Genomic DNA, 20,789 nt, shown 5'->3' with positions numbered 1-20,789 from the left:
ATGCGCACCATCGCCCGCATCGTCCGCACGCCCCTGGGCCTGTCGGCCGTCATCCTGCTCGCGCTGGTCCTGCTGACGGCGATCTTCGCCCCGATCCTGTGGGGCGCCCAGGCCGACGCCATCGACACCGACGCGATCCTCGCGCCGCCCTCGGCCGAGCACCCGATCGGCACCGACGGGCTGGGCCGCGACATCCTGCTGCGCGTCCTCGTCGCGACGCGGCTGTCGATCGTGCTCGCCCTCATGGCGACCGTCGTGGCCGTCGTCGTCGGGCTCATCCTCGGCGTCGCACCGTACCTGATGGGCCGCGCCGGCCGCGCCGTCACGTGGTTCGTGAGCGTCGCCGTCGCCTTCCCCGCGCTGCTGCTGGCCCTCTTCTTCGCCGTCATCTTCGGCATCGGCTGGGTCGGCGCGACGTGGGCGATCGGCCTCGCGGGAGCCCCGAGCTTCGCGCGGCTCTGCCAGACCCTCATCGCGGGGATCGCGGCGCGCGACTTCGTCGCCGCGGCGCGCGTCGGCGGCGTAGGACGCACGCGCGTGCTCTTCCGCCACATCCTCCCCAACATCGGCGAGCCGCTCATCGTCAACGCGACGATCGGCGCCGGCGGGGCGCTGCTCGCCTTCGCGGGCCTGTCGTTCATCGGCCTGGGCGTCCAGCCGCCCGAGTACGACTGGGGCCGGCTCATGATGGAGGGCCTCTCGGGCATCTACATCAACCCGCTCGCGGCCCTCGCGCCGGGCATCGCGGTCGTCATCGCGGGGCTCGCGTTCAACCTCACGGGCGAGGCGGCCGCCCGCGCCCTGGGCCTCGGGACCACGGCCGTCGTCGCGAAGCTCGCGGCCGTCCAGCCGCGCCGCGCGAAGAAGAAGGCTGCCGTCGAGCAGCCGCAGGAGACGGATGCTGTCGCCCCGGCCGACGACACCGTCCTCGAGGTGCGCGACCTCCGCGTCTCCTTCCCCGGCGCCGACGGCCCGATCGAGCCCGTGCGCGGCGTCTCGTTCTCGATGCGCCGCGGCCAGATCGTCGGCATCGTCGGCGAGTCCGGCTCGGGCAAGTCGCTCACCGCGCTCGCCGTCGCCCAGCTCATCGAGCACCCCGGCGTCGTGGACGCCGAGCGCCTGCGCTTCCTCGGCGAGGACCTGCTGGCGGGCGACACCGCCGCGCGGCGCAAGCTCCTCGGCACGTCGCTCGCGCTCGTCTTCCAGGACCCCATGACGAGCTTCAACCCCACGAAGAAGATGGGCTCGCAGCTCGCCGAGGCATCCCGCCACCACCACGGCCTCACGAAGAAGCAGGCGCGCGCCCGCGCGATCGACCGTCTCGCGGCCGTGCACATCAGCGACCCCGCGCGACGGGCGGGCCAGTACCCGCACGAGTTCTCCGGCGGCATGCGCCAGCGCGCCATGATCGGCTCGGGCCTCATGGGGACGCCGTCGCTCATCATCGCCGACGAGCCCACGACGGCCCTCGACGTCACGGTCCAGCAGCGCATCCTCGACCTCCTCACGTCGATCCGCGACGAGACGGGCACCGCGATCCTGCTCATCAGCCACGACGTGTCGGTCGTCGCCGAGGTGTGCGACCGCGTGCTCGTCATGTACGCCGGCCGGATCGTCGAGGATCTGCCGGCCGACCGGCTCGCCGAGGCGAAGCATCCCTATACCCGCGCGCTGCTCGCGGCCGTCCCCGACATGACGACCGACGTCCGCCGGCCGCTGGCGACCGTGCCCGGCCGTCCCGTCGACCCCGCCCACGTCCCCGCCGGCTGCGCCTTCGCGGCACGGTGCCCGCTCGCCGACGCGCACTGCCTCGTCGCCGACCCGGCCCTTGTCCCCACGGACCGCGGCGAGGTCGCGTGCTGGCACGCGGGGGAGGCGCTCCCGACCACCGCGGCGGAGCCCGCGCTCGACCTCGAGGAGGTCCTTCGATGAGCGAGCTGCGACTCGAGGACGTCACGGTGCGCTTCGGCTCGGGGCGGTCCGAGACCACCGCGGTCGACGGCGTGAGCCTCACCGTCCCCGACGGCGAGGTGCTCGGCCTCGTCGGCGAGTCCGGCTCGGGCAAGTCGACGATCGCGCGCGCCGCCGTGGGCCTCGTCCCGCTCGCGGCGGGCCGCATCCTCCTCGACGGCGCGCCGATCGACGTCCGCCACGGACGCCGGCCGCTGCAGATGGTGTTCCAGGACCCGTACTCGTCGCTCGACCCGCGCATGACGATCGGCGCCAGCATCGCCGAGATCCTGCCCCGGGGCCTGCGCCGCGCCGAGCGCCGCGACGAGGTCGCGCGCCTGCTCGAGCTCGTCCACCTCGACGCCACGCGCGCGCAGGCCTACCCCGGACAGCTCTCCGGCGGCCAGCGCCAGCGCGTCGCGATCGCGCGGGCGCTCGCGGGGCGCCCCGACGTCCTCATCGCCGACGAGATCACGTCCGCCCTGGACGTCTCGATCCAGGGCTCGATGCTCAACCTCGTGCGAGAGCTGCAGGCCGAGCTCGGCCTGTCGATGCTCTTCATCTCGCACAACCTCGCCGTCGTCCGCTACGTCGCCTCGCGCGTCGCCGTCATGAGCGGCGGCCGCATCGTCGAGGAGGGCCCGACGGCCGAGGTGCTCGCAGACCCGAAAGATCCCTACACCCAGCAGCTGCTGGCCGCCATACCCGGCCGGTCCGCAGAACCCGTATCGCGAAGGAGCCGATCGTGACCCGCAGGATGCGCATCGAGGACGTCCTCGACCTCACCGTCCCCAGCCAGCCCGCCATCTCGCCCGACGGCGAGCGTGTCGTCTACGTCCTGAGCGGCGTCGACACAGAGGCCGACAAGGGCACGAGCTGCCTGTGGCTCGCAGGCCCCGACGGCTCCGGCCGCCGCCTCACGCGGGGCGCGTCCGACACGGCTCCCGCCGTCTCGCCCGACGGCCAGACCGTCGCCTTCCTCCGCGACGGGCAGCTCTGGACGCTGCCGCTCACGGGCGGAGAGGCCGTCCAGCGCACGCACCTCCCGCTCGGCGCCGGCGCCCCCGTGTGGAGCCCGAGCGGCGACCGCATCGCGTTCGCGGCGCCCGTCGACGGCGACGCGGCGACGGACGAGTCGGATGCCGACCGCTCGACGCGCGGCGGATCGCCGATCGTCGCGGACGTCATCGACTACCAGATCGACGGAAGCGGCTTCATCCGTCGCGTCCGCTCCCAGCTGCACGTCGTCGACGTCGCCGGCGGCGACGTGCACCAGCTCACCGCGGGGGACGAGCACGCCTCGAGCCCCACGTGGTCGCCGGACGGCACGCGGCTCGCCTTCGTCCGCAAGCCCGCGGGCGTCGACGACCTCGTGTACCGCAGCGCCGTCCAGGTGCTCGACCCGTCCGACCCCGCGGCACCCGCGCGCGTCGTCGCCTTCGCCGACGGCGTCGCGGCGACCGTCGCCTACGCGCCGGACGGCGAGCACTTCGTGGTCGTCGGCTGGGCGGGCGAGCCCGACGGCATCGCGCGCCTGTACCGCGTCGACGCCTCGACCGGCGAGGCCGCCGAGCTCGCGGCATCCCTCGACCGCAACGTCATGCCGGGCGCGCCCGCGTACCCGGGCGGCCTCCCGCAGTTCGCGGCGAACGGCGACGTGCTCTTCGCGATCCGCGACCGCGGCTGCACGCACCTGTACGCCGTCCCGCTCGCCGGCGGCGAGCCCCGTCACCTCCACGGTGCGGACGGCGAGGTCGTGAGCGGCCTCTCGGTCGCAGGCTCCGCCGCCGCGATCGCGCTGTCGTCGCCCACGTCGTTCGGCCGGATCCTCCGTCTCGACCTCGCCGCCGGGACCTCGGCGGTCGCCGCCGAGCACGTGACGACGGATGCCGAGCCCTTCGTCCGCGAGTCGCGCGACTTCGCGATCAGCGACGGCGTCACCGTGCAGGGCTGGATCCTGCGCGACCCCGCCGTCGAGGGGCCGACGCCGCTCCTCGTGGACGTCCACGGCGGTCCGCACAACGCCTGGAACGCGGCGCTGGACGAGATGCACATCTTCCACCAGGAGCTCGCCGCCAAGGGATGGACGATCCTCACGATCAACCCGCGCGGCAGCGACGGCTACGGCGAGGAGTTCTGGAAGGGCGTCAACGGCGCGTGGGGCGAGGCCGACGCGAAGGACTTCCTCGATCCCGTCGATGCGCTCGTCGCGGAGGGCATCGCCGACCCGGCACGCCTCGCCGTCACCGGCTACAGCTACGGCGGCTTCATGACCTGCTACCTGACGGGCATCGACGACCGCTTCGCCGCCGCCGTCGCGGGCGGCGTCGTGAGCGACCTCGCGAGCATGGGCGGGACGAGCGACGACTCGCACCTGCTCAACATCCACGAGATCGGCGTCATGCCGTGGGATGCCGCCGGGCGCGAGCGCCTCGCCGCGATGTCGCCCTACACGCGCGTCGAGAACGTCAAGACGCCGACGCTCGTGCTGCACGGCGAGAACGACGTCCGCTGCCCCGTCGGGCAGGCGCAGCAGTGGTACGCCGCCCTGCGCGAGCGCGACATCCCGACCCGCCTGGTCGTCTACCCCGGCGGCAGCCACATCTTCCCGCTGCTGGGCAAGCCGAGCCACCGCGTCGACTACGCGCGGCGCGTCGTCGACTGGGTCGAGCAGTACGCGGGCGATGCCGCAGGTGCGCGTCCCGCGAGGATCGACGCGGCGCACTGGCAGCGCCGCCTCGAGGCGCTCGCGGCGGTCCACAAGGTGCCCGGCGCGCAGCTCGGCATCCTCCGGCTCGGCGGTCGCGACGACGAGGTCGTGACCGCCGCCCACGGCACCCTCAACAAGAACATCGCGACGGGCGCACCCGTCACGAAGGACTCCGTCTTCCAGATCGGGTCGATCTCGAAGGTGTGGACGGCGACCGTCATCATGCGGCTCGTCGACGAGGGCAAGCTGTCGCTCGACACGAAGGTCAAGGACGTCATCCCCGAGCTGCGCCTCTCGGACGACGAGCTGACCGACGGCGTGACCATCCGGCACCTCCTGACCCACACGAGCGGAATCGACGGCGACGTCTTCACCGACACGGGCCGCGGGGACGACTGCCTCGAGAAGTACGTGGCTGAGCTGTCGACGGCGGGCCGCAACCACCCGCTCGGCGCGACCTGGTCGTACTGCAACTCGGGCTACTCGCTGCTGGGTCGGGTCATCGAGAAAGTCACCGGCAAGACGTGGGATGCCGCGATGGCGGAGCTCCTCTTCGAGCCGCTGCACCTGACCCACACCGTGACGCTGCCCGAGGAGGCCATCCTCTTCGGCGCCGCCGTCGGACACGTCGACGTCGCGGGCGAGCAGATCGTGACGCCCGCGTGGGGCCTCATGCGCTCGGTCGGGCCCGCGGGTCTCATCACGGCGCGCGCCGAGGACGTGCTCGCCTTCGCGCGGCTGCACATGACGGGAGGGCTCACGTCGGAGGGCACGCGCCTCCTCTCCGAGCAGTCGACCGCCGACATGCAGGCCTTCCAGGCCGAAGTGCCGGACAAGCACGTCCTGGGCGACTCGTGGGGCCTCGGCTGGATCCGCTTCGACTGGAACGGCGACCGCCTCTACGGCCACGACGGCAACACGATCGGCCAGGCAGCCTTCCTGCGGATCCACGCCGAATCCGGCATCGCCGTGACGCTCCTCACCAACGGCGGCAACACCCGAGACCTGTACGAGGCGCTGTACCGCGAGATCTTCGCCGAGCTCGCCGACATCCACATGAAGCAGCCTGTGTCAGTCCCCGAGGTGCCCGTCGAGATCGATCTCGCGCCGTTCGTGGGCACCTACGAGCGGGCGTCGGTGCGCATGGAGATCTTCCAGGCCGAGGACGGTGGGAAGCTGCGCACCACGGTCCTCGGACCGCTCGCCGAGCTCGAGCCCAACCCGGTCGACGTCTACGACCTCGTCGCGCTCGATGAGCGCCTCTTCGCCGTCCGCGCACCCGGCACGCAGACCTGGATCACGGTGACGTTCTACGCGTTGCCGACGGGCGAGGAGTACATCCACTTCGGCGCCCGTGCGACCCCGAAGATCTCCGGCGAGGTCTCGCAGCCCGAGGCCGCCGCCGAGCCGGCGGACGCAGAGAAGGTCGCAGAGCCCGCATGACGACCCTTGCCCCCGACGTGGGGGTCGACACGCTGATCGACCACGTGCGCAGGCTCGTCGAGTGCGAGTCACCGTCGGCGGATGCTGTCGCCCTCGCCCGCTCCGCCGACGAGGTGGCGGCGCTCGGCGAGGAGCTCCTCGGCGTCGCGCCGGAGCGCATCACGCTCGACGGCACGCCCCACATGCGGTGGCGGTTCGGTGCGCAGACGCGCGTGCTGCTGGTAGCCCACCACGACACGGTCTGGCCGCTCGGCACCCTCGCGCGCCTGCCGTTCGAGGTCGTCGACGGGCGGCTGACCGGGCCGGGATGCTTCGACATGAAGGCCGGGCTCGTCATGGCGCTGCACGCCGTCGCGTCGCTCGACGACCGCGACGGTGTCACTCTCCTCGTGACGGGGGACGAGGAGCTCGGCTCGCCCTCGTCACGAGGACTCATCGAGTCCACGGCCCGCGACGCCCATGCCGCGCTCGTGCTGGAAGCCTCCGCCGACGGCGGGGCGCTCAAGCTCGAGCGCAAAGGCACGTCCTGGTACGAGGTGTCGATCACGGGCCGTGCCGCGCACGCGGGACTCGAACCCGAGAAGGGCGTCAACGCGACCGTCGAGCTCGCGCGACAGGTGCTCGCCGTCGCGGCGCTCGCGAAGACCGGACTCGGCACGACCGTCACCCCGACCGTCGCGCAGTCCGGCTCTACGACCAACACGGTGCCGGCGTCGTCGTCGTTCACGGTCGACGTGCGGGCGACGACGATGGCCGAGCTCGAGCGGGTCGACGCCGCGATGCGGGCCCTGCAGCCCGTCATCCCGGGCGCGGGCCTCGACCTCCGGGGCGGCATCAACCGCCCGCCGCTGGAGGCGTCGGCATCCGCCGGCCTCTTCGCGACGGCGGAGCGCCTCGCGGCCGAGCTGGGCCTCGGTCCCGTCGAAGGCACATCCGTCGGCGGAGCGAGCGACGGCAACTTCACCGCCGGCATCGGAGTGCCGACGCTCGACGGCCTGGGCGCCGTCGGCGGCGGAGCCCACGCGGAGGACGAGCACGTCCTCGTGGCCGAGCTCGCGCCCCGGACCCAGCTGCTCGCGCGGCTCGTCGCCGAGGTCCTGTCGGAGGAGACGCCATGACCGAGCTCGTGCAGACCGACGACCTCACCGCCGCGGCGCTCGCCGACTCCGTCGCGGCCGCCGTCGCCGCGGGTGTCGTCGTCCGGGAGGTGACGACGATCGAGGAGCAGGCCGCCGTCGTGCGGCTGCTGTCCGAGATCTGGGGACGCAGCCTCGACAACCCGCCCGTCCCGCCCGAGCTGCTGCGCGCCTTCGCGAAGGCGGGCAACTACATCTCGGCCGCGTTCGTCGACGACGAGATCGTCGGCGCGACGATCGGGTTCCACTCGACGCCCGAGAAGCACGCTCTCCACAGCCACATCGCCGGCGTCCGGCCGCAGCTGGCCGGCCGCTCGGTGGGCTTCGCGATGAAGCAGCACCAGCGCGCCTGGGCGCTCTCGCGCGGCATCGAAGCGATCGAGTGGACGTTCGATCCGCTCGTGGCCCGCAACGCCTACTTCAACGTCATGAAGCTGCGCGCGATGCCGGTCGAGTACCTGACGAACTTCTACGGCGTCATGCCCGACGTCATCAACGGGGATGACGAGACCGACCGCCTGCTCGTGCGCTGGTCGCTGCGCGAGCCGGAGGTCGTGGCCGCGGCATCCGGAATCGCTCCCGTCGTCGACCCGCAGGCGCCCGGGATCGAATGCGTCCGCGTGCCCGCCGACATCGAGCGCCTGCGCACGACCGACCTCGCGCTCGCCCGGCAGTGGCGCCTCGATGTGCGCGAGCGCCTCGGAGCGGCCCTCGCCGGGGGCGGGCGGGTCGTCGGGTTCGACCGCACCGCCGGCTACCTCGTGCGCACGGGGGGCGCCTCATGAAGCTCATGGGATTCGAGCTGCGCCGCGTCGCGATGCCGCTGGTGTCGCCCTTCCGCACGTCTTTCTCGACGCAGACGGCGCGCGACATCCTGCTCGTGAAGGCCGTGACGGATGCCGCGGAGGGCTGGGGCGAGTGCGTGACGCTCTTCGACCCGCTGTACTCGCCGGAGTACGTCGAAGGCGCCGCCGACGTCATGCGGCGGTTCTTCATCCCGGCGCTCGCGTCGGCCTCGATCGGCGACGCGCACGGCGTCGGCGAGACGTTGAAGCCGTTCAAGGGCCACCGCATGGCCAAGGGTGCGCTCGAGATGGCCGTGCTCGACGCCGAGCTGTGCGCCGAGGGCCGCTCGTTCGCGCGTGAGCTCGGCGGCGTGCGCGACACCGTCCCGTGCGGAGTCTCGGTCGGCATCATGGACTCGATCCCGCAGCTGCTCGACGCCGTCGACGGCTACCTCGCCGAGGGGTACGTGCGCATCAAGCTCAAGATCGAGCCCGGCTGGGATCTCGAGCCCGTCCGCGCCGTGCGCGAGCGGTTCGGCGACGACGTGCTGCTGCAGGTGGACGCCAACACGGCGTACACGCTGCGCGACGCGCGGCACCTCGCGAAGCTCGACGACTTCGACCTGCTCCTCATCGAGCAGCCGCTGGAGGAGGAGGACGTCCTCGGCCACGCCGACCTCGCGCGCATCGTGCAGACGCCCATCTGCCTCGACGAGTCGATCACGTCGGCGCAGACGGCGGCCGCCGCGATCCGCCTCGGCGCGACGAGCATCATCAACATCAAGCCGGGACGCGTCGGCGGCTACCTCGAGGCGCGGCGCATCCACGACCTCGCCGCCGCGCACGGCGTGCCGGTGTGGTGCGGCGGAATGGTCGAGTCGGGCATCGGGCGGGCGGCCAACGTCGCGCTCGCGTCGCTGCCGGGCTTCACGCTCCCGGGAGACGTGTCGGCGAGCGGGCGGTTCTACGAGACCGACATCACCGAGCCGTTCGTCATGACAGACGGCCACCTCGCGGTTCCGGCCGGGCCGGGGCTCGGCGTCGCGCCCGTGCCGTCGGTGCTCGACGAGCTCACGACCTCCGTCGAATGGATTCCGGCCTGAGGCTATGCTCCCGAGCATGAGCACGCGTCCGAGGTCGAGCCTCGGCCGCGTGCTCGACGACCTGGGGGTCACGCTCCTCGAACTGGAGCACGGCGATGTCGACGCCGCGCTCGACGTCGGCGGGGTCGTCATCTTCGACCCCGTCGACGAGCCCGTCTATCCCGACAGCGCCGTGGTGCTCGCGGTGGGGGTGACGGATGCCGCGCAGCTGGCCGCCCTCATCGCCGACCTCGGCGCGCATGGCGCCGCGGCCGTCATCGTCCGCTCGCCGGTCCCGCTCACCGACGCCGTCCGCGTCGCGAGCGACACCCACGGCGTCGCGGTCGTGGGACTCGCGCGCGGTGCGACGTGGACGCAGCTCGCGGCGCTCCTGCGCTCCCTCCTGGCGGAGGACGACATCGCCCAGGTCGAGGACGAATCCCTCGGCGGCATCCCGTCGGGCGACCTCTTCGCGGTCGCGAACGCGATCGCGGCGCTCCTGGACGCGCCCATCACGATCGAGGACCGCTCGTCGCGCGTCCTGGCGTTCTCGGGGCGGCAGGAGGAGGCCGACGCGTCGCGCGCCGAGACGATCGTCGGGCGGCAGGTTCCCAAGCGCTACTCGCGCGCCCTGACCGAGCTCGGCGTCTTCCGCGACCTCTATCGGTACGACCGGCCCGTCGTCGTCGATCCGATGGATCTCGGCGAGGGTGTCACGACGCAGCGCATCGCGATCGCCGTCCGCGCGGGCGACGAGGTGCTCGGCTCGATCTGGGCGGCGATGGAGGGCCCGCTCACGGCCGAGCGCACCGCGACGCTGCGGGATGCCGCGAAGCTCGTCGCCCTCCACCTCCTGCGCGTGCGGGCCGGCGCCGACGTGCAGCGCAGGCTCCGCGCGGAGCTCGTCGGCACGGCGCTGGAAGGGGGCGTCGGCGCGCGCGAAGCGCTCGGCCGTCTCGGCCTGTCGGGGCATGACGTCGTCGTCGTGGCGGGATCGCTCATCGGCGACGACTCCGTCGACGATCAGCTCCTCGTGACCGACCGCGAGCGCTTCGCGGATGCTCTCGCCGTGCACCTCTCGGCGGTCCTCCCCGGGTCGGCCGTCGCCCTCGTCGGCGACGTCGCGTACGGCATCCTGCCCGCGGGCGACACGCACGACCGCACGACGGCGGTCGCGCAGGACTTCCTCGACCGGGTCGGGGGGCGGATGCCGGCGGTCATCGCCGTCGGATCGCCCGCGCACGACGTCACGTCGATCGCGCAGTCGAAGGCGACGGCCGACCGCGTGCTGCGCGTCATCCGCCATCGCACGTCGTCGCGGCGCGTCGCGTCGATCGCCGAGGTCCAGACGGAGTCGCTCCTGCTGGAGCTGCACGACGTCATCGCGGCGCGCGGGGAGGAGCCGACGGGCCCCGTCACGACCCTCATCGAGTACGACCTCCGCCACGACAGCCACCTCGTCGAGTCGCTCAAGGCGTGGCTCGACGCCTTCGGGGACGTCTCGGCCGCGGCATCCGCGACCTTCGTGCACCCCAACACGCTCCGCTACCGCCTGCGACGCGCGTCGGAGGTGAGCGGCCTCGATCTCGCCGATGCCGAGCAGCGCTTCGCTGCGATGCTCCAGCTCCGGATGCTCGCGCCGCGCTGATCCCTCGCGAGTTGACGCTCAGCTCCTGGCAAACATATGATGAATGACAGCGCTGTCAGCGGCGCCGTGACATCAATCGCGAGGGGGCGACGTGGGCTTTGCCGGACTGACGTGGGATCACCCTCGAGGACGCGCCGCGCTCGAGGCGGCGGCCGAGCGCTTCCGTGCCGCTGATCTCGACATCACGTGGGACGTGCACTCGCTCGAGGGCTTCGAATCCGCGCCGATCGGCGAGCTCGCCGAACGCTACGACCTCATCGTGCTCGACCACCCGCACCTCGGGGATGCTCTCGCGGCCGGGTGCCTGCAGGCCGTCGAGGAGGTGCTCGGTGCGGCGCTCGTCGAGGATGTCGCGGCTCGCGCCGTCGGCCCATCCCTTGCGACGTACCAGCTGGACGGCCGCACGTGGGCGCTGCCGCTGGATGCCGCGACGCAGGTCGCCGCGTGCCGCGCGGACCTCCTCGGCTCCGATCCGGTCACGTGGGACGACGTGCTCGAGACCGCGCGTCGCGCACCGGTCGCCCTGTCGCTCTCCGGGCCGCACGCGTATCTGACCTTCGCCTCGGTGTGCGCGAGTCTCGGCGCACCGCTCGCGCTCGGCGCCGCCGAGGAGATCGTCGCCTCGGACGCGGGCGAGCGGGCGCTCGGCATCCTGAGCGAGCTCGCCGCGTCGGCACCCGGCGGCAGCGATGCGCAGAACCCCATCGCGCTCCTCGAGCGCATGACCGCGACCGACGACATCGCGTACATCCCGCTCGTGTACGGCTACGTCGGGTACGCCGACCCGGCCCGCGCCCGCGCCGTCACGTTCGGGCCGAGCCCGACGGGACCAGGCGGAGTCGGCTCGACGATCGGCGGCACGGGGATCGCCGTGACGCAGCGGGCGGAGGTGACGCCCGCCCTGCGCGCCCACCTCGCCTGGCTCCTCTCGGACGAGGCGCAGGTGTCGTTCATCCCCGCGCACGAGGGACAGCCCGCCGTGCGCGCCGCGTGGGAGAGCGAGGCCGTCAACGCCCGATCGGGCGACTTCTACCGGCGCACGCGCAGCACGATCGAGGCCGCGTGGACCCGGCCACGGTTCCCCGGCTTCACCGCGGCCCAGACCGAGATGTCCCGCGTCGTGCGCGACGCCGTCCGCGAGCGCAGCGCGCCTGCAGGCGTGCTCGCACGACTCACCGAGATCCAGCGCACAGCGGTCAACGCGACCGCGGAGGAGCACGCACGATGATCAGCAGCCGCATCGACGAGGTAATGGTCGAGACCGACGGGCACGTCGTGCTCGTCACCCTCAACCGGCCCGAGAAGCTCAACGCCGTCACCCCGGAGATGTCGAAGGAGCTCGCGCGCCTCGCCCACGCCATCAACGACGACGACGACGTCCGCGTCGGCATCATCACGGGCGCCGGTGAGCGCGCGTTCTGCGCGGGGTCCGACATCCGGACCCTCGACGAGTACGCGACGCCGTGGCAGTTCCGCAATCGCGGCGACTACTGCGACGCGCTGCGGGAGGTGCGCAAGCCCCTCATCGCCGCGATCAACGGCTACGCCTTCGGCGGCGGCGTCGAGACGGCGATGCTGTGCGACATCCGGCTCGCGTCCGACAACGCGCAGCTCGCGGCGGCCGAGATCAAGCTCGGCTGGATCGGCGGGGGCGGCATGAGCGCCTTCCTCGCGCAGAGCGCGGGGCCGAGCAACGCGGCGCTCATGCTGCTGACGGGCGACCCGATCCCCGCCGCCACGGCGAAGGAGTGGGGCCTCGTGAGCGAGGTGCACGGGCGCGAGCGGCTGCTCGAGCGGGCGTGGGAGCTCGCGACGGTGATCGCGTCGCGGCCGCCCATCGCGGCGCAGACGGCGAAGGCCAATCTGCGGGCCGTCTACACGATGCCGTTCGATGACGCCATGCGCTACGAGCGCGACCTGCAGACCATCTGCTTCGCGACGGAGGACGCCGCCGAAGGGCGCGCCGCCTTCGCCGAGAAGCGTCCGGCCGTCTTCCACGGCCGCTGATCCGGAGACGACGATGACCGACTGGTTCCCCGCCCTCGCCGATGCCCTGCCCGCCGATGCCGGCGATGCCCTCCTGATCGGCCGGATCTGGCAGCCCGAGGTGGGCGGCCCCACGCCCGTCGTCGTCGAGGGTGACTCCATCCGCTCCCTCGCGCCGGCGTTCGCGACCGTGAGCGCGCTCGCGGAGGAGGCCGACCCCGCCGCGGCGGCTCGGGATGCCGCGGGCGAGGTGCTCGGGTCGCTCGAGGAGATCTACGCCAACACGGCCTTCGACCGGCGGGATGCCGCGTCCCCGTGGCTGCTCGCACCCCACGACCTGCAGGCCGTCAAGGCCGCCGGCGTGACCTTCGCCGTGTCGATGATCGAACGCGTCATCGAGGAGCGGGCGCGCGGCGACCTCGAGGCGGCCGCGGCGCTGCGCGCCGTCATCGCCGACCGGATCGGCGGCGATCTCCGGGGCATCGTGCCGGGATCCGAGCGCGCCGCCGAGCTCAAGCGGTTCTTCATGGACGAGGGCCTCTGGTCGCAGTATCTCGAGGTGGGGATCGGTCCGGATGCCGAGATCTTCACGAAGGCGTTGCCGCTGTCGTCGCGCGGCACGGGGGAGCAGATCGGCGTGCTCGCGCGTTCCACGTGGAACAATCCGGAGCCCGAGGTCGCCCTCGTCGTCTCGTCGACGGGCGTCGCGGTCGGGGCGACCCTCGCGAACGACGTCAACCTCCGCGACATCGAGGGCCGGAGCGCGCTCCTCCTCCCCAAGGCGAAGGACAACAACGCGTCCTGCGCGACGGGCCCGTTCATCCGCCTGTTCGACGACGGCTTCGGCATCGACGAGGTCCGGGCCATGGAGGTCAGCGTCGAGGTGCAGGGCGCCGACGGATTCGCGCTTCGCGCGGCATCCGACATGCGCCAGATCAGCCGCGACCCGCTCGACCTCGTCGCGCAGCTCATCGGGCCCCACCACCAGTACCCCGACGGGGCCGTGCTGATGCTCGGGACGCTCTTCGCGCCCATCGACGACCGCGACGCTCCCGGAAAGGGCTTCACGCATAGGCTGGACGACATCGTCGCGATCCGCTCGCGGGCACTCGGCACGCTGAGCAACGTCGTGCGGCACAGCGAAGAGTGCGAGCCGTGGACGTTCGGGGTCACGGCGCTCATGACCAACCTCGCGGCGAGAGGGCTTCTATGACGGATGCCGAGCCGTCCGCGCCGCCACGGCTCACGCGCCGCAACACGGGCACGGTGACGCTCGACGAGGTCGCCGCGCTCGCCGGCGTCTCGCCCTCGACGGTCTCTCGCGCGATCCGCGATCCGGAGCAGGTCTCGCTCGCCGCCTACGAGGCCGTCATGCGCGCCGTCGACGAGACGAACTACGTCCCGAACCGCGCTGCGAGCAACCTCGCCTCCAACCGCAGCGGCACCGTCGCGGCCGTCATGCCCGCGATGTCGTACTCCGTGTTCGCCGACACCGTCCATGCGCTGGAGGCCGAGCTGTCGGCCGCCGGCGTGCAGCTGTTCCTCGGGACCTCGGGCTACGACGAGGCGCGCGAGGAGCAGATCGTCCGCGCGTTCCTCGGACGCCGGCCGGACGGGATCGTCATGGTCGGCGCGTCGCACACGGAGGGCACGCGCGAGATGCTCCGTCGCGCGCGCATCCCGGTCGTCGAGACGTGGGACTGGTCGGACGACCCCATCGACTGCATCGTCGGCTTCTCCAATCGCGACGCCCTGACGGCGATCGTCGAACACATCGTCGAGGCCGGATACCGGCATCCCACCTTCGCGGGCTGGCTCACCGGCGTCGACTCGCGCGCCCGCGCTCGGCGTGACGGCTTCGAGGATGCTGTTCGGCGCCTGCTGCCCGGTGAGCCCGTGCGGGTGCTCGACACGGCGGAGCATGGGATCAGCGTCGAGGCGGGTGCGTGGCTGCTCGGGCAGGTGCGGGAGCAGCATCCCGAGTCCGACGTCCTGGTCTGCGCGAGCGACATCTTCGCGACCGGCGCGATCCTCGAGGCGCAGCGGCGCGGACTGGCCGTGCCGGGAGACATCGCGATCACGGGCTTCGGCGACTTCGAGATCAGCCGGCACCTGCACCCCGCGCTCACGACCGTCCAGACGCCGGACGACCTGATCGGCCGGCGGGCCGGAGAGCTCATCCTCGAGCGCATCGCGGATCCGGATGCCGCGCCCGTCTCGCTCGACCTCGGCTTCACCCCCATCGTGCGCGACAGCGCGTGACCTTGAAGACCACCCATGGAGGACCCATGTCGACGCTGACCACGACAGACCCGCGCACGGGCGTGCGCACCGACACCGACATCCAGGCGACGTCAGACGCCGAGGTCGCCGAGATCGTCCAGCGCGCGCTCGGCGCCGCGAAGGAGATCGAGCAGCGGCCGCGACCGTGGCGCGCCGACCTGCTCGACGCGCTGGCCGACGCCCTGGAGGAGCGCCGCGAGGACCTCGTCGACACGGCGGCCGCCGAGACGGGGCTCACGTCGGCCCGGCTCAACGGCGAGCTCACCCGCACGACCTACCAGCTCCGGCTGTTCGGCGAGGCCGTCCGCGACGGCGGCTTCCTCGAGGCGGCGATCGATCACGCCGGCGAGACGCCGATGGGGCCGCAGCCGGACGTCCGACGGATGCTGGTCCCCATCGGCCCCGTCGCCGTCTTCGGTTCGAGCAACTTCCCGTTCGCCTTCTCCGTCCCCGGCGGCGACACCGCGTCCGCGCTCGCGGCGGGAAACCCCGTCATCGCCAAGGCGCACAGCGCCCACCCCCTGACGTCGCGGGCGAGCTTCGAGGCGCTGAGCGAGGGTGCTCGCCGCGCGGGCGCTCCGGATGGGACCGTGGGGATCGTCTACGGCCAGGCGGCCGGCTCGAAGCTCGTGGGGCATCCCGGTGTCGCGGCGGTCGGGTTCACAGGCTCGCTCGGGGCCGCGAACCACCTGCGGGCCGTCATCGAGGAGCGGGAGCGGCCGATCCCGTTCTACGGCGAGCTGCAGAGCGTCAACCCGCTCATCGTCGCGGAGGCGGCCCTCGCCGCGCGCGGCGCCGAGATCGCCGCGGGACTCGCGGGCTCGGTCACGGGCTCGGGCGGGCAGCTGTGCACGAAGCCCGGCATCGCGTTCCTGCCGGCGGGTGAGGCCGCCGACGCGTTCGCCGAGCACCTCGTCGCCGCGATGGGCGCGGCCGATCCGGGTGTGCTCCTCAACGACCGCGTCCTGTCGTCCTTCCGCGAGGCGGAGCGCGAGCTGGGCGAGGCACCCGGAGTCTCGTCCCTCCTGGGGGCGACCGGCGACGGGGCCGGCGACGGGTTCTCGGTCGCGCCGCGCGTGCTGCGGGTGCCCGCGGGCGAGCTCACGCCGGATCACACCGTCGAGGCCTTCGGCCCGCTCGTGCTGCTCGTCGACTACACGGACACATCGGAGCTGCTCGAGGCGCTCGAGGCGGTCCCGGATTCGCTCACGACGACCTTCCACGCCGACCCCGATGACTACGCCCTGGTCTCGGGCCTCCTGCCGAGGATCTCGGAGGCCGCGGGCCGCATCGTGTTCAACGGCTACCCGACGGGCGTCCGCGTCTCGTGGGCCCAGCACCACGGCGGCCCCTGGCCCGCCACGAACTCGTTCCACACATCGGTCGGGATCACGGCGATGCGCCGCTTCCTCCGACCCCTGGCCTGGCAGAACGCCCCGGCGGAGCTCCTGCCCGCCGAGCTGCGCGACGACTACCGAGGGATTGTCCGGCGGGTGGATGGGGTGCTGGAGGTCCCGACCGCCTAGGTCCCGCACATCGCTCGAGGCGGCGGAAGGGTCCGGTCCCCGAGCGTGTCGAGGGGTCGGAACCCGACGGGTGCGGTTACTCGACCTCGACGCTTCGACAGCTCAGCGACCGCACGCCGCGCGCGATTATCGGTTGTGGACCGGCATGTGATGTGATCGTGTCGCCTCGTCCGAATCCCCCCGTCGCGACGATCGCCTGACCCCCCCGCCATCGTCACCCCGCGGAGACCCGATTTGCCCGGCACCGGCGCCCCCGGCATCCCTGTTCGCAGCCTGCTCCGAACCACGCTCGCCGTCGTCCTCGCGGCACTCCTCGCGCTCGCGGTCGCACACCCGGCAGCCGCGGATGATCCGAGTCCGGCGGCCTCCGTCTCGGGCGTCGTCACGGGCTCCGCGGGGCAGCCTCTTGCGGGCGCCGGGGTCTATCTGATGGAGGACTTCGGCAACGGGCACGCGTACACCGCCTACGCGACGACGGACGCCAGCGGGTCGTACCGCTTCGAGAATGTCGAACCGGCCGCCTACACCCTCCGGTTCTACCCCGTTGCCGGGCACGTGGGCGAGTGGTGGAACGACCAGATCGGCGCGGCCGTAGCGGACACCTTCGATGTCCAGGCCGGCGCCGCCCTCACGGGGATGGACGCTCAGCTTTCGGCGGGCGCCTCGGTCTCGGGAGTCGTGTCCGACCCTTCGGGCGTACCTGTCCCCGGCTCCGCGGTCAAGCTCTATGACGTCAGCGGGATCAGCTCCTGGCGCCTGGTGGGCGCCGTGCCGACCGACGAATCCGGGAGATATCGGTTCGCGACCCTGGACCCAGGCTCATACGTCGTCCTCGCCGCGCCGCCCACCGGCTCCGACCTCGTGAGCCAATGGTGGCCCGATGCGCCGTACCGGGACGGAGCGACCCGGTTCCCGGTCGCGCGCGATCAGACGATGACCGGCATCGACGTCCGCCTCCCGCGCGGCGCCGCCATCGAGGGCGTCGTCACCGACGAGGCCGGCGCCCCGCTGATCGGCGCCTTCGTCCGGGCCATCGGCGACGGAGACCCCGCATACCCGTACGACGAGTTCACGCTCTACGCCCAGACGGACGCGCAGGGTCACTACGTCTTCGACCACCTCGCGGCGGGTGAGTACCATCTCGGCTTCCGGCCCCCCGAGGGAGCGAACTACCTCGAGCGCCGGTCGGACTCGTTCACGCTGGGCGCGGGCGCCACAGTCAGGGAGGATGTCGCGCTCGAAGCGGGTGGGTCGCTCTCGGGAATCGTGACCGGACGCGATGACCTCCCGCTGGCCGGCGCGACGGTGTCGTTGTCTCGAGACGGCGAGGGATGGATCGCGGATGCGCACACGGACGAGACCGGTGCATACCGATTCACGAGGCTCGCCGGGGGCAGCTACACGCTGCAGTTCGCACCGCGGCCCAAGCTGCATTTCAACTCCCCGCCGGGTCACTTCTCCGAGTGGTGGCCCGACTCACCTGAAAAGTCCGGCCGCGAGTGGTTCAGCATCCAGGCCGGCCGGCATCTCGACGGCATGGATGCCGCGCTCACACCCGAGGCCATGATCCAGGGCACCGTCGCCGGTTCAGATGGGGACGGCGTTCAAGCCGGTGTTCGGCTCTACTCCGTCGAGGACGGGAGGCACACGTTCATCGAGTCGGCCTACGTCCTCGACGACGGCCGCTATTGGCTCGATGAGCTGCGCTCCGGGACCTACACGCTCAAGTTCACCGAGTCGAACCACCTGGACCAATGGTGGGGCGGCGCCGCGGAGGAGGGTCTCGCCGAGACCTTCGAGGTCGCGACGGGAGAGTCGCTGACGGGGATGGATGCTGCGCTCGCGGCCGGCGCATCCATCGGCGGGACCGTCACCGGGCCCGACGGCGCGCCCGTGCGATCAGCCGTCGCGTTCTTCTACAAGGTCACGCCGACCGGCCCTGTCTACTTCACGAACCGGGGGATAGACGACTCCGGCAGGTACTACCTCGGCGGTCTCACCGCAGGCGTGTACACCGTGAGGTTCTCGGCGTCGGCGACAGCCCTCGCGGAGGAGTGGTGGAACGACAGCCCGAGCGCCGAAGGTGCGCAGGCGATCACGATCGCCGACGGGGAGCCGGCGACCGGGATAGACGCCGAGCTTCAGCCCAAGCCGGTCAGCGTGGGCGTTCCCAGACTGTCCGGCACCGCCGCCTTCGGATCGACGCTCAGCACGAGCGTTTCGACCTCTCCGACGAACGCCACGCTCGGGTTCGAGTGGCGAGCTGACGGCTCGATCATCGAAGGCGCGACCAGCAGCTCGCTGGTGCTCGGTCCCGCTGAGGTGGGCAAGACGATCTCGGTGCGAGTGACGGCGACCGCGCCGGGCTATGCGCCGGGTTCGCGGGAATCCGCCGCCTCGGCTCCTGTGGCGGCCGCTGTGCTCGCGTCGGCGACGCCGCAGATCAGCGGATCCGCGGCCACGGGCTCTTCGCTCAGCGTGGACCCGGGTGCGTGGACCGCCGACACCGTCTTCGAGTACCAGTGGCATGCGAACGGGGTGCCGATCGACGGTGCGACGGACGCCGCGCTGGTGCTCGGCGCCGAGCAGGCAGGCAAGAGGATCAGTGTGAGCGTCACGGGATCCAAACCGGGGCACCTGACGACGAGCAGGAGCTCGGCGCAGACCTCGAAGGTCTACCTGACGGGCACGCCGACCGTTTCAGGTACGCGCGCGGTCGGGTCGACCCTCACCGCGAAGCCCGGGGCATGGGCGACAGGTTCCGCTCTGAAGTACCAGTGGTTCGCATCGGGCACTGCGATCCGGGGTGCGACCGCCACGACACTCAAGCTGTCCAGCGCGCACGCCGGTCGGCAGATCAGCGTACGGGTGACGGGAACCGCGCCCGACTACCCGACAGCCACTCGGGATTCGGCGCGGACCCTGAAGATCGCCACCGTGGGGTCCCCCAGGATCACCGGAGCCGCTGCCACCGGCGCGACGCTGAGGGCCGATCCCGGGATCTGGACGCCTGGTACTTCGTTCGCCTACCAGTGGTACGCGAACGGGACTGCGGTCGCCGGGGCGACGCGGTCGACCTTCCTCCTGACGTCGGTGCAGGCGGGCTCATCGATGACGGTGAGGGTGACGGGATCGCTCGAGGGCTACTCGACTCTCACCAAGATGTCGTCGGGCACCGCCCGGGTCTATCGCTCGCCGTCCCCGTCGATCTCCGGCGTCGCGGCCGTCGGGTCGACCATGACCGTGGTCCGGGGGACGTGGACGACCGGCTCCACGTACGCGTACCAGTGGTACGCGAACGGCGTCGCGATCAGCGGTGCCACATCGACGAGCCTGACCCTCACCGGTTCGCACGCCGACAAGCAGATCACCGTGCGTGTCACGGGTCGCCTCAGCGGATACCCGACGACGCAGCGCACATCCGCGCCGACGCTGAGGGTCACCCGGTGGGCGCTGCCGACCATCTCCGGCACCCCGGCCGTGGGGTCCACCTTGACCGCCTCGCCCAACACGTGGTCGAAAGGCACGACGTTCACCTACCAGTGGTACGCGAACGGCGCCGCGGTTCCCGGCGCCACGAGTCCGACTCTTCGCGTCGCGCCCGACCACGTCGGCAGGTCCTTGACGGTGAAGGTGACTGGCACGCAATCCGGCTACGGAAAGGTCTCCAAGGTCAGCGCCGCCACGGCGAAGTCGGCGCTCGTGGGCTCACCCACCGTCTCCGGAACCCCGGCCGTCGGCTCGACGATGACCGCGTCACCCGGCGTGTGGACCACCGGCACTGCGTTGACGTACCAGTGGTACGCCGACGGCGTCGCGATCACGGGCGCCACGGCCCGCAGCCTCACGGTGACGACGGCACACGTCAACAAGGAGCTCACGGTGCGCGTCACCGGCAGGCTCTCGGGCTACCCCACCGTGTCGAGGCTCAGCACGAGCACACCGAAGGTCACGCTCGCAGTCGAAGCGGTCCCGTAGGGGCTTTGGAGGGGATGACGGGAATCGGCCACTCCGCCCCTCCACGCGCCGACTTCGTCGTCGCGCGGAGCCTCTGGCGGAGCGGGACCGCCCGCGAGCGGGAGCGGTTCCTACGGCATCCGCACGAAATGCCCACACGCACCGACTTCGTCGGCGCGTCTGGGCATTTGGAGGGGATGACGGGAATCGGCCACTCCGCCCCTCCACGCGCCGACTTCGTCGTCGCGCGGAGCCTCTGGCGGAGCGGGACCGCCCGCGAGCG

13 protein-coding genes are annotated in these 20,789 nt (G+C 72.2%); all 13 read left to right on the top strand.

Annotation, left to right across the window (positions count from 1 at the left end):
- The 13 genes from ABZ477_RS15740 to ABZ477_RS15680 all read left to right on the top strand — a co-directional run bounded on the left by ABZ477_RS15740 (position 1) and on the right by ABZ477_RS15680 (position 20,527).
- Positions 1 to 1,932: a dipeptide/oligopeptide/nickel ABC transporter permease/ATP-binding protein gene (locus tag ABZ477_RS15740; RefSeq protein ID WP_360135099.1), complete on the top strand. Its 1,932-nt coding sequence runs from the start codon at positions 1 to 3 to the stop codon at positions 1,930 to 1,932.
- The gene (locus tag ABZ477_RS15735; RefSeq protein WP_360135096.1) at positions 1,929 to 2,699 is read left to right on the top strand and encodes an ATP-binding cassette domain-containing protein; all 771 of its coding nucleotides are present in this window, start codon (positions 1,929 to 1,931) and stop codon (positions 2,697 to 2,699) included. Before ABZ477_RS15740 ends, ABZ477_RS15735 begins: the two co-directional genes overlap by 4 nt.
- A complete protein-coding gene (locus ABZ477_RS15730; RefSeq protein WP_360135093.1) occupies positions 2,696 to 6,103 on the top strand; it encodes a serine hydrolase in 3,408 nt (1,135 codons plus the stop codon). The genes ABZ477_RS15735 and ABZ477_RS15730 overlap by 4 nt, the downstream gene beginning before the upstream one ends.
- The gene (locus ABZ477_RS15725) at positions 6,100 to 7,221 is read left to right on the top strand and encodes a M20 family metallopeptidase (protein ID WP_360135090.1); all 1,122 of its coding nucleotides are present in this window, start codon (positions 6,100 to 6,102) and stop codon (positions 7,219 to 7,221) included. Before ABZ477_RS15730 ends, ABZ477_RS15725 begins: the two co-directional genes overlap by 4 nt.
- Positions 7,218 to 8,024, top strand: a complete 807-nt coding sequence (locus ABZ477_RS15720; RefSeq protein WP_360135087.1) for a GNAT family N-acetyltransferase — start codon at positions 7,218 to 7,220, stop codon at positions 8,022 to 8,024. Before ABZ477_RS15725 ends, ABZ477_RS15720 begins: the two co-directional genes overlap by 4 nt.
- Positions 8,021 to 9,127 (top strand): o-succinylbenzoate synthase, encoded by a 1,107-nt coding sequence (menC, locus tag ABZ477_RS15715; RefSeq protein WP_360135084.1) that lies wholly within the window; start codon positions 8,021 to 8,023, stop codon positions 9,125 to 9,127. The genes ABZ477_RS15720 and menC overlap by 4 nt, the downstream gene beginning before the upstream one ends.
- Before the next feature lie 16 nt (positions 9,128 to 9,143).
- Positions 9,144 to 10,754: a helix-turn-helix domain-containing protein gene (locus ABZ477_RS15710; RefSeq protein WP_360135081.1), complete on the top strand. Its 1,611-nt coding sequence runs from the start codon at positions 9,144 to 9,146 to the stop codon at positions 10,752 to 10,754.
- A gap of 91 nt (positions 10,755 to 10,845) precedes the next feature.
- Positions 10,846 to 11,982 (top strand): extracellular solute-binding protein, encoded by a 1,137-nt coding sequence (locus tag ABZ477_RS15705; protein ID WP_360135078.1) that lies wholly within the window; start codon positions 10,846 to 10,848, stop codon positions 11,980 to 11,982.
- Positions 11,979 to 12,761 carry an enoyl-CoA hydratase/isomerase family protein gene (locus tag ABZ477_RS15700; RefSeq protein WP_360135075.1) on the top strand — a complete coding sequence of 261 codons (783 nt, stop codon included), beginning with the start codon at positions 11,979 to 11,981 and terminating at the stop codon, positions 12,759 to 12,761. Before ABZ477_RS15705 ends, ABZ477_RS15700 begins: the two co-directional genes overlap by 4 nt.
- A gap of 13 nt (positions 12,762 to 12,774) precedes the next feature.
- Positions 12,775 to 13,953, top strand: coding sequence for a fumarylacetoacetate hydrolase (locus ABZ477_RS15695; protein WP_360135072.1), 1,179 nt, complete (start codon positions 12,775 to 12,777; stop codon positions 13,951 to 13,953).
- Positions 13,950 to 15,002 (top strand): LacI family DNA-binding transcriptional regulator, encoded by a 1,053-nt coding sequence (locus ABZ477_RS15690; protein ID WP_360135069.1) that lies wholly within the window; start codon positions 13,950 to 13,952, stop codon positions 15,000 to 15,002. The genes ABZ477_RS15695 and ABZ477_RS15690 overlap by 4 nt, the downstream gene beginning before the upstream one ends.
- Before the next feature lie 26 nt (positions 15,003 to 15,028).
- On the top strand, positions 15,029 to 16,549 hold the full coding sequence (locus tag ABZ477_RS15685; RefSeq protein ID WP_360135066.1) for an aldehyde dehydrogenase family protein: 1,521 nt from the start codon (positions 15,029 to 15,031) through the stop codon (positions 16,547 to 16,549).
- 234 nt (positions 16,550 to 16,783) lie between these two features.
- Positions 16,784 to 20,527 (top strand): carboxypeptidase regulatory-like domain-containing protein, encoded by a 3,744-nt coding sequence (locus tag ABZ477_RS15680; RefSeq protein ID WP_360135063.1) that lies wholly within the window; start codon positions 16,784 to 16,786, stop codon positions 20,525 to 20,527.
- Positions 20,528 to 20,789 lie beyond the last annotated feature (262 nt).

Source organism: Microbacterium sp. NPDC019599 (genome assembly GCF_040632175.1).
GTDB lineage: Bacteria > Actinomycetota > Actinomycetes > Actinomycetales > Microbacteriaceae > Microbacterium.
The sequence above is the reverse complement of the archived record's forward strand: the minus strand, read 5'-3'. Positions and strand labels throughout refer to the sequence as shown.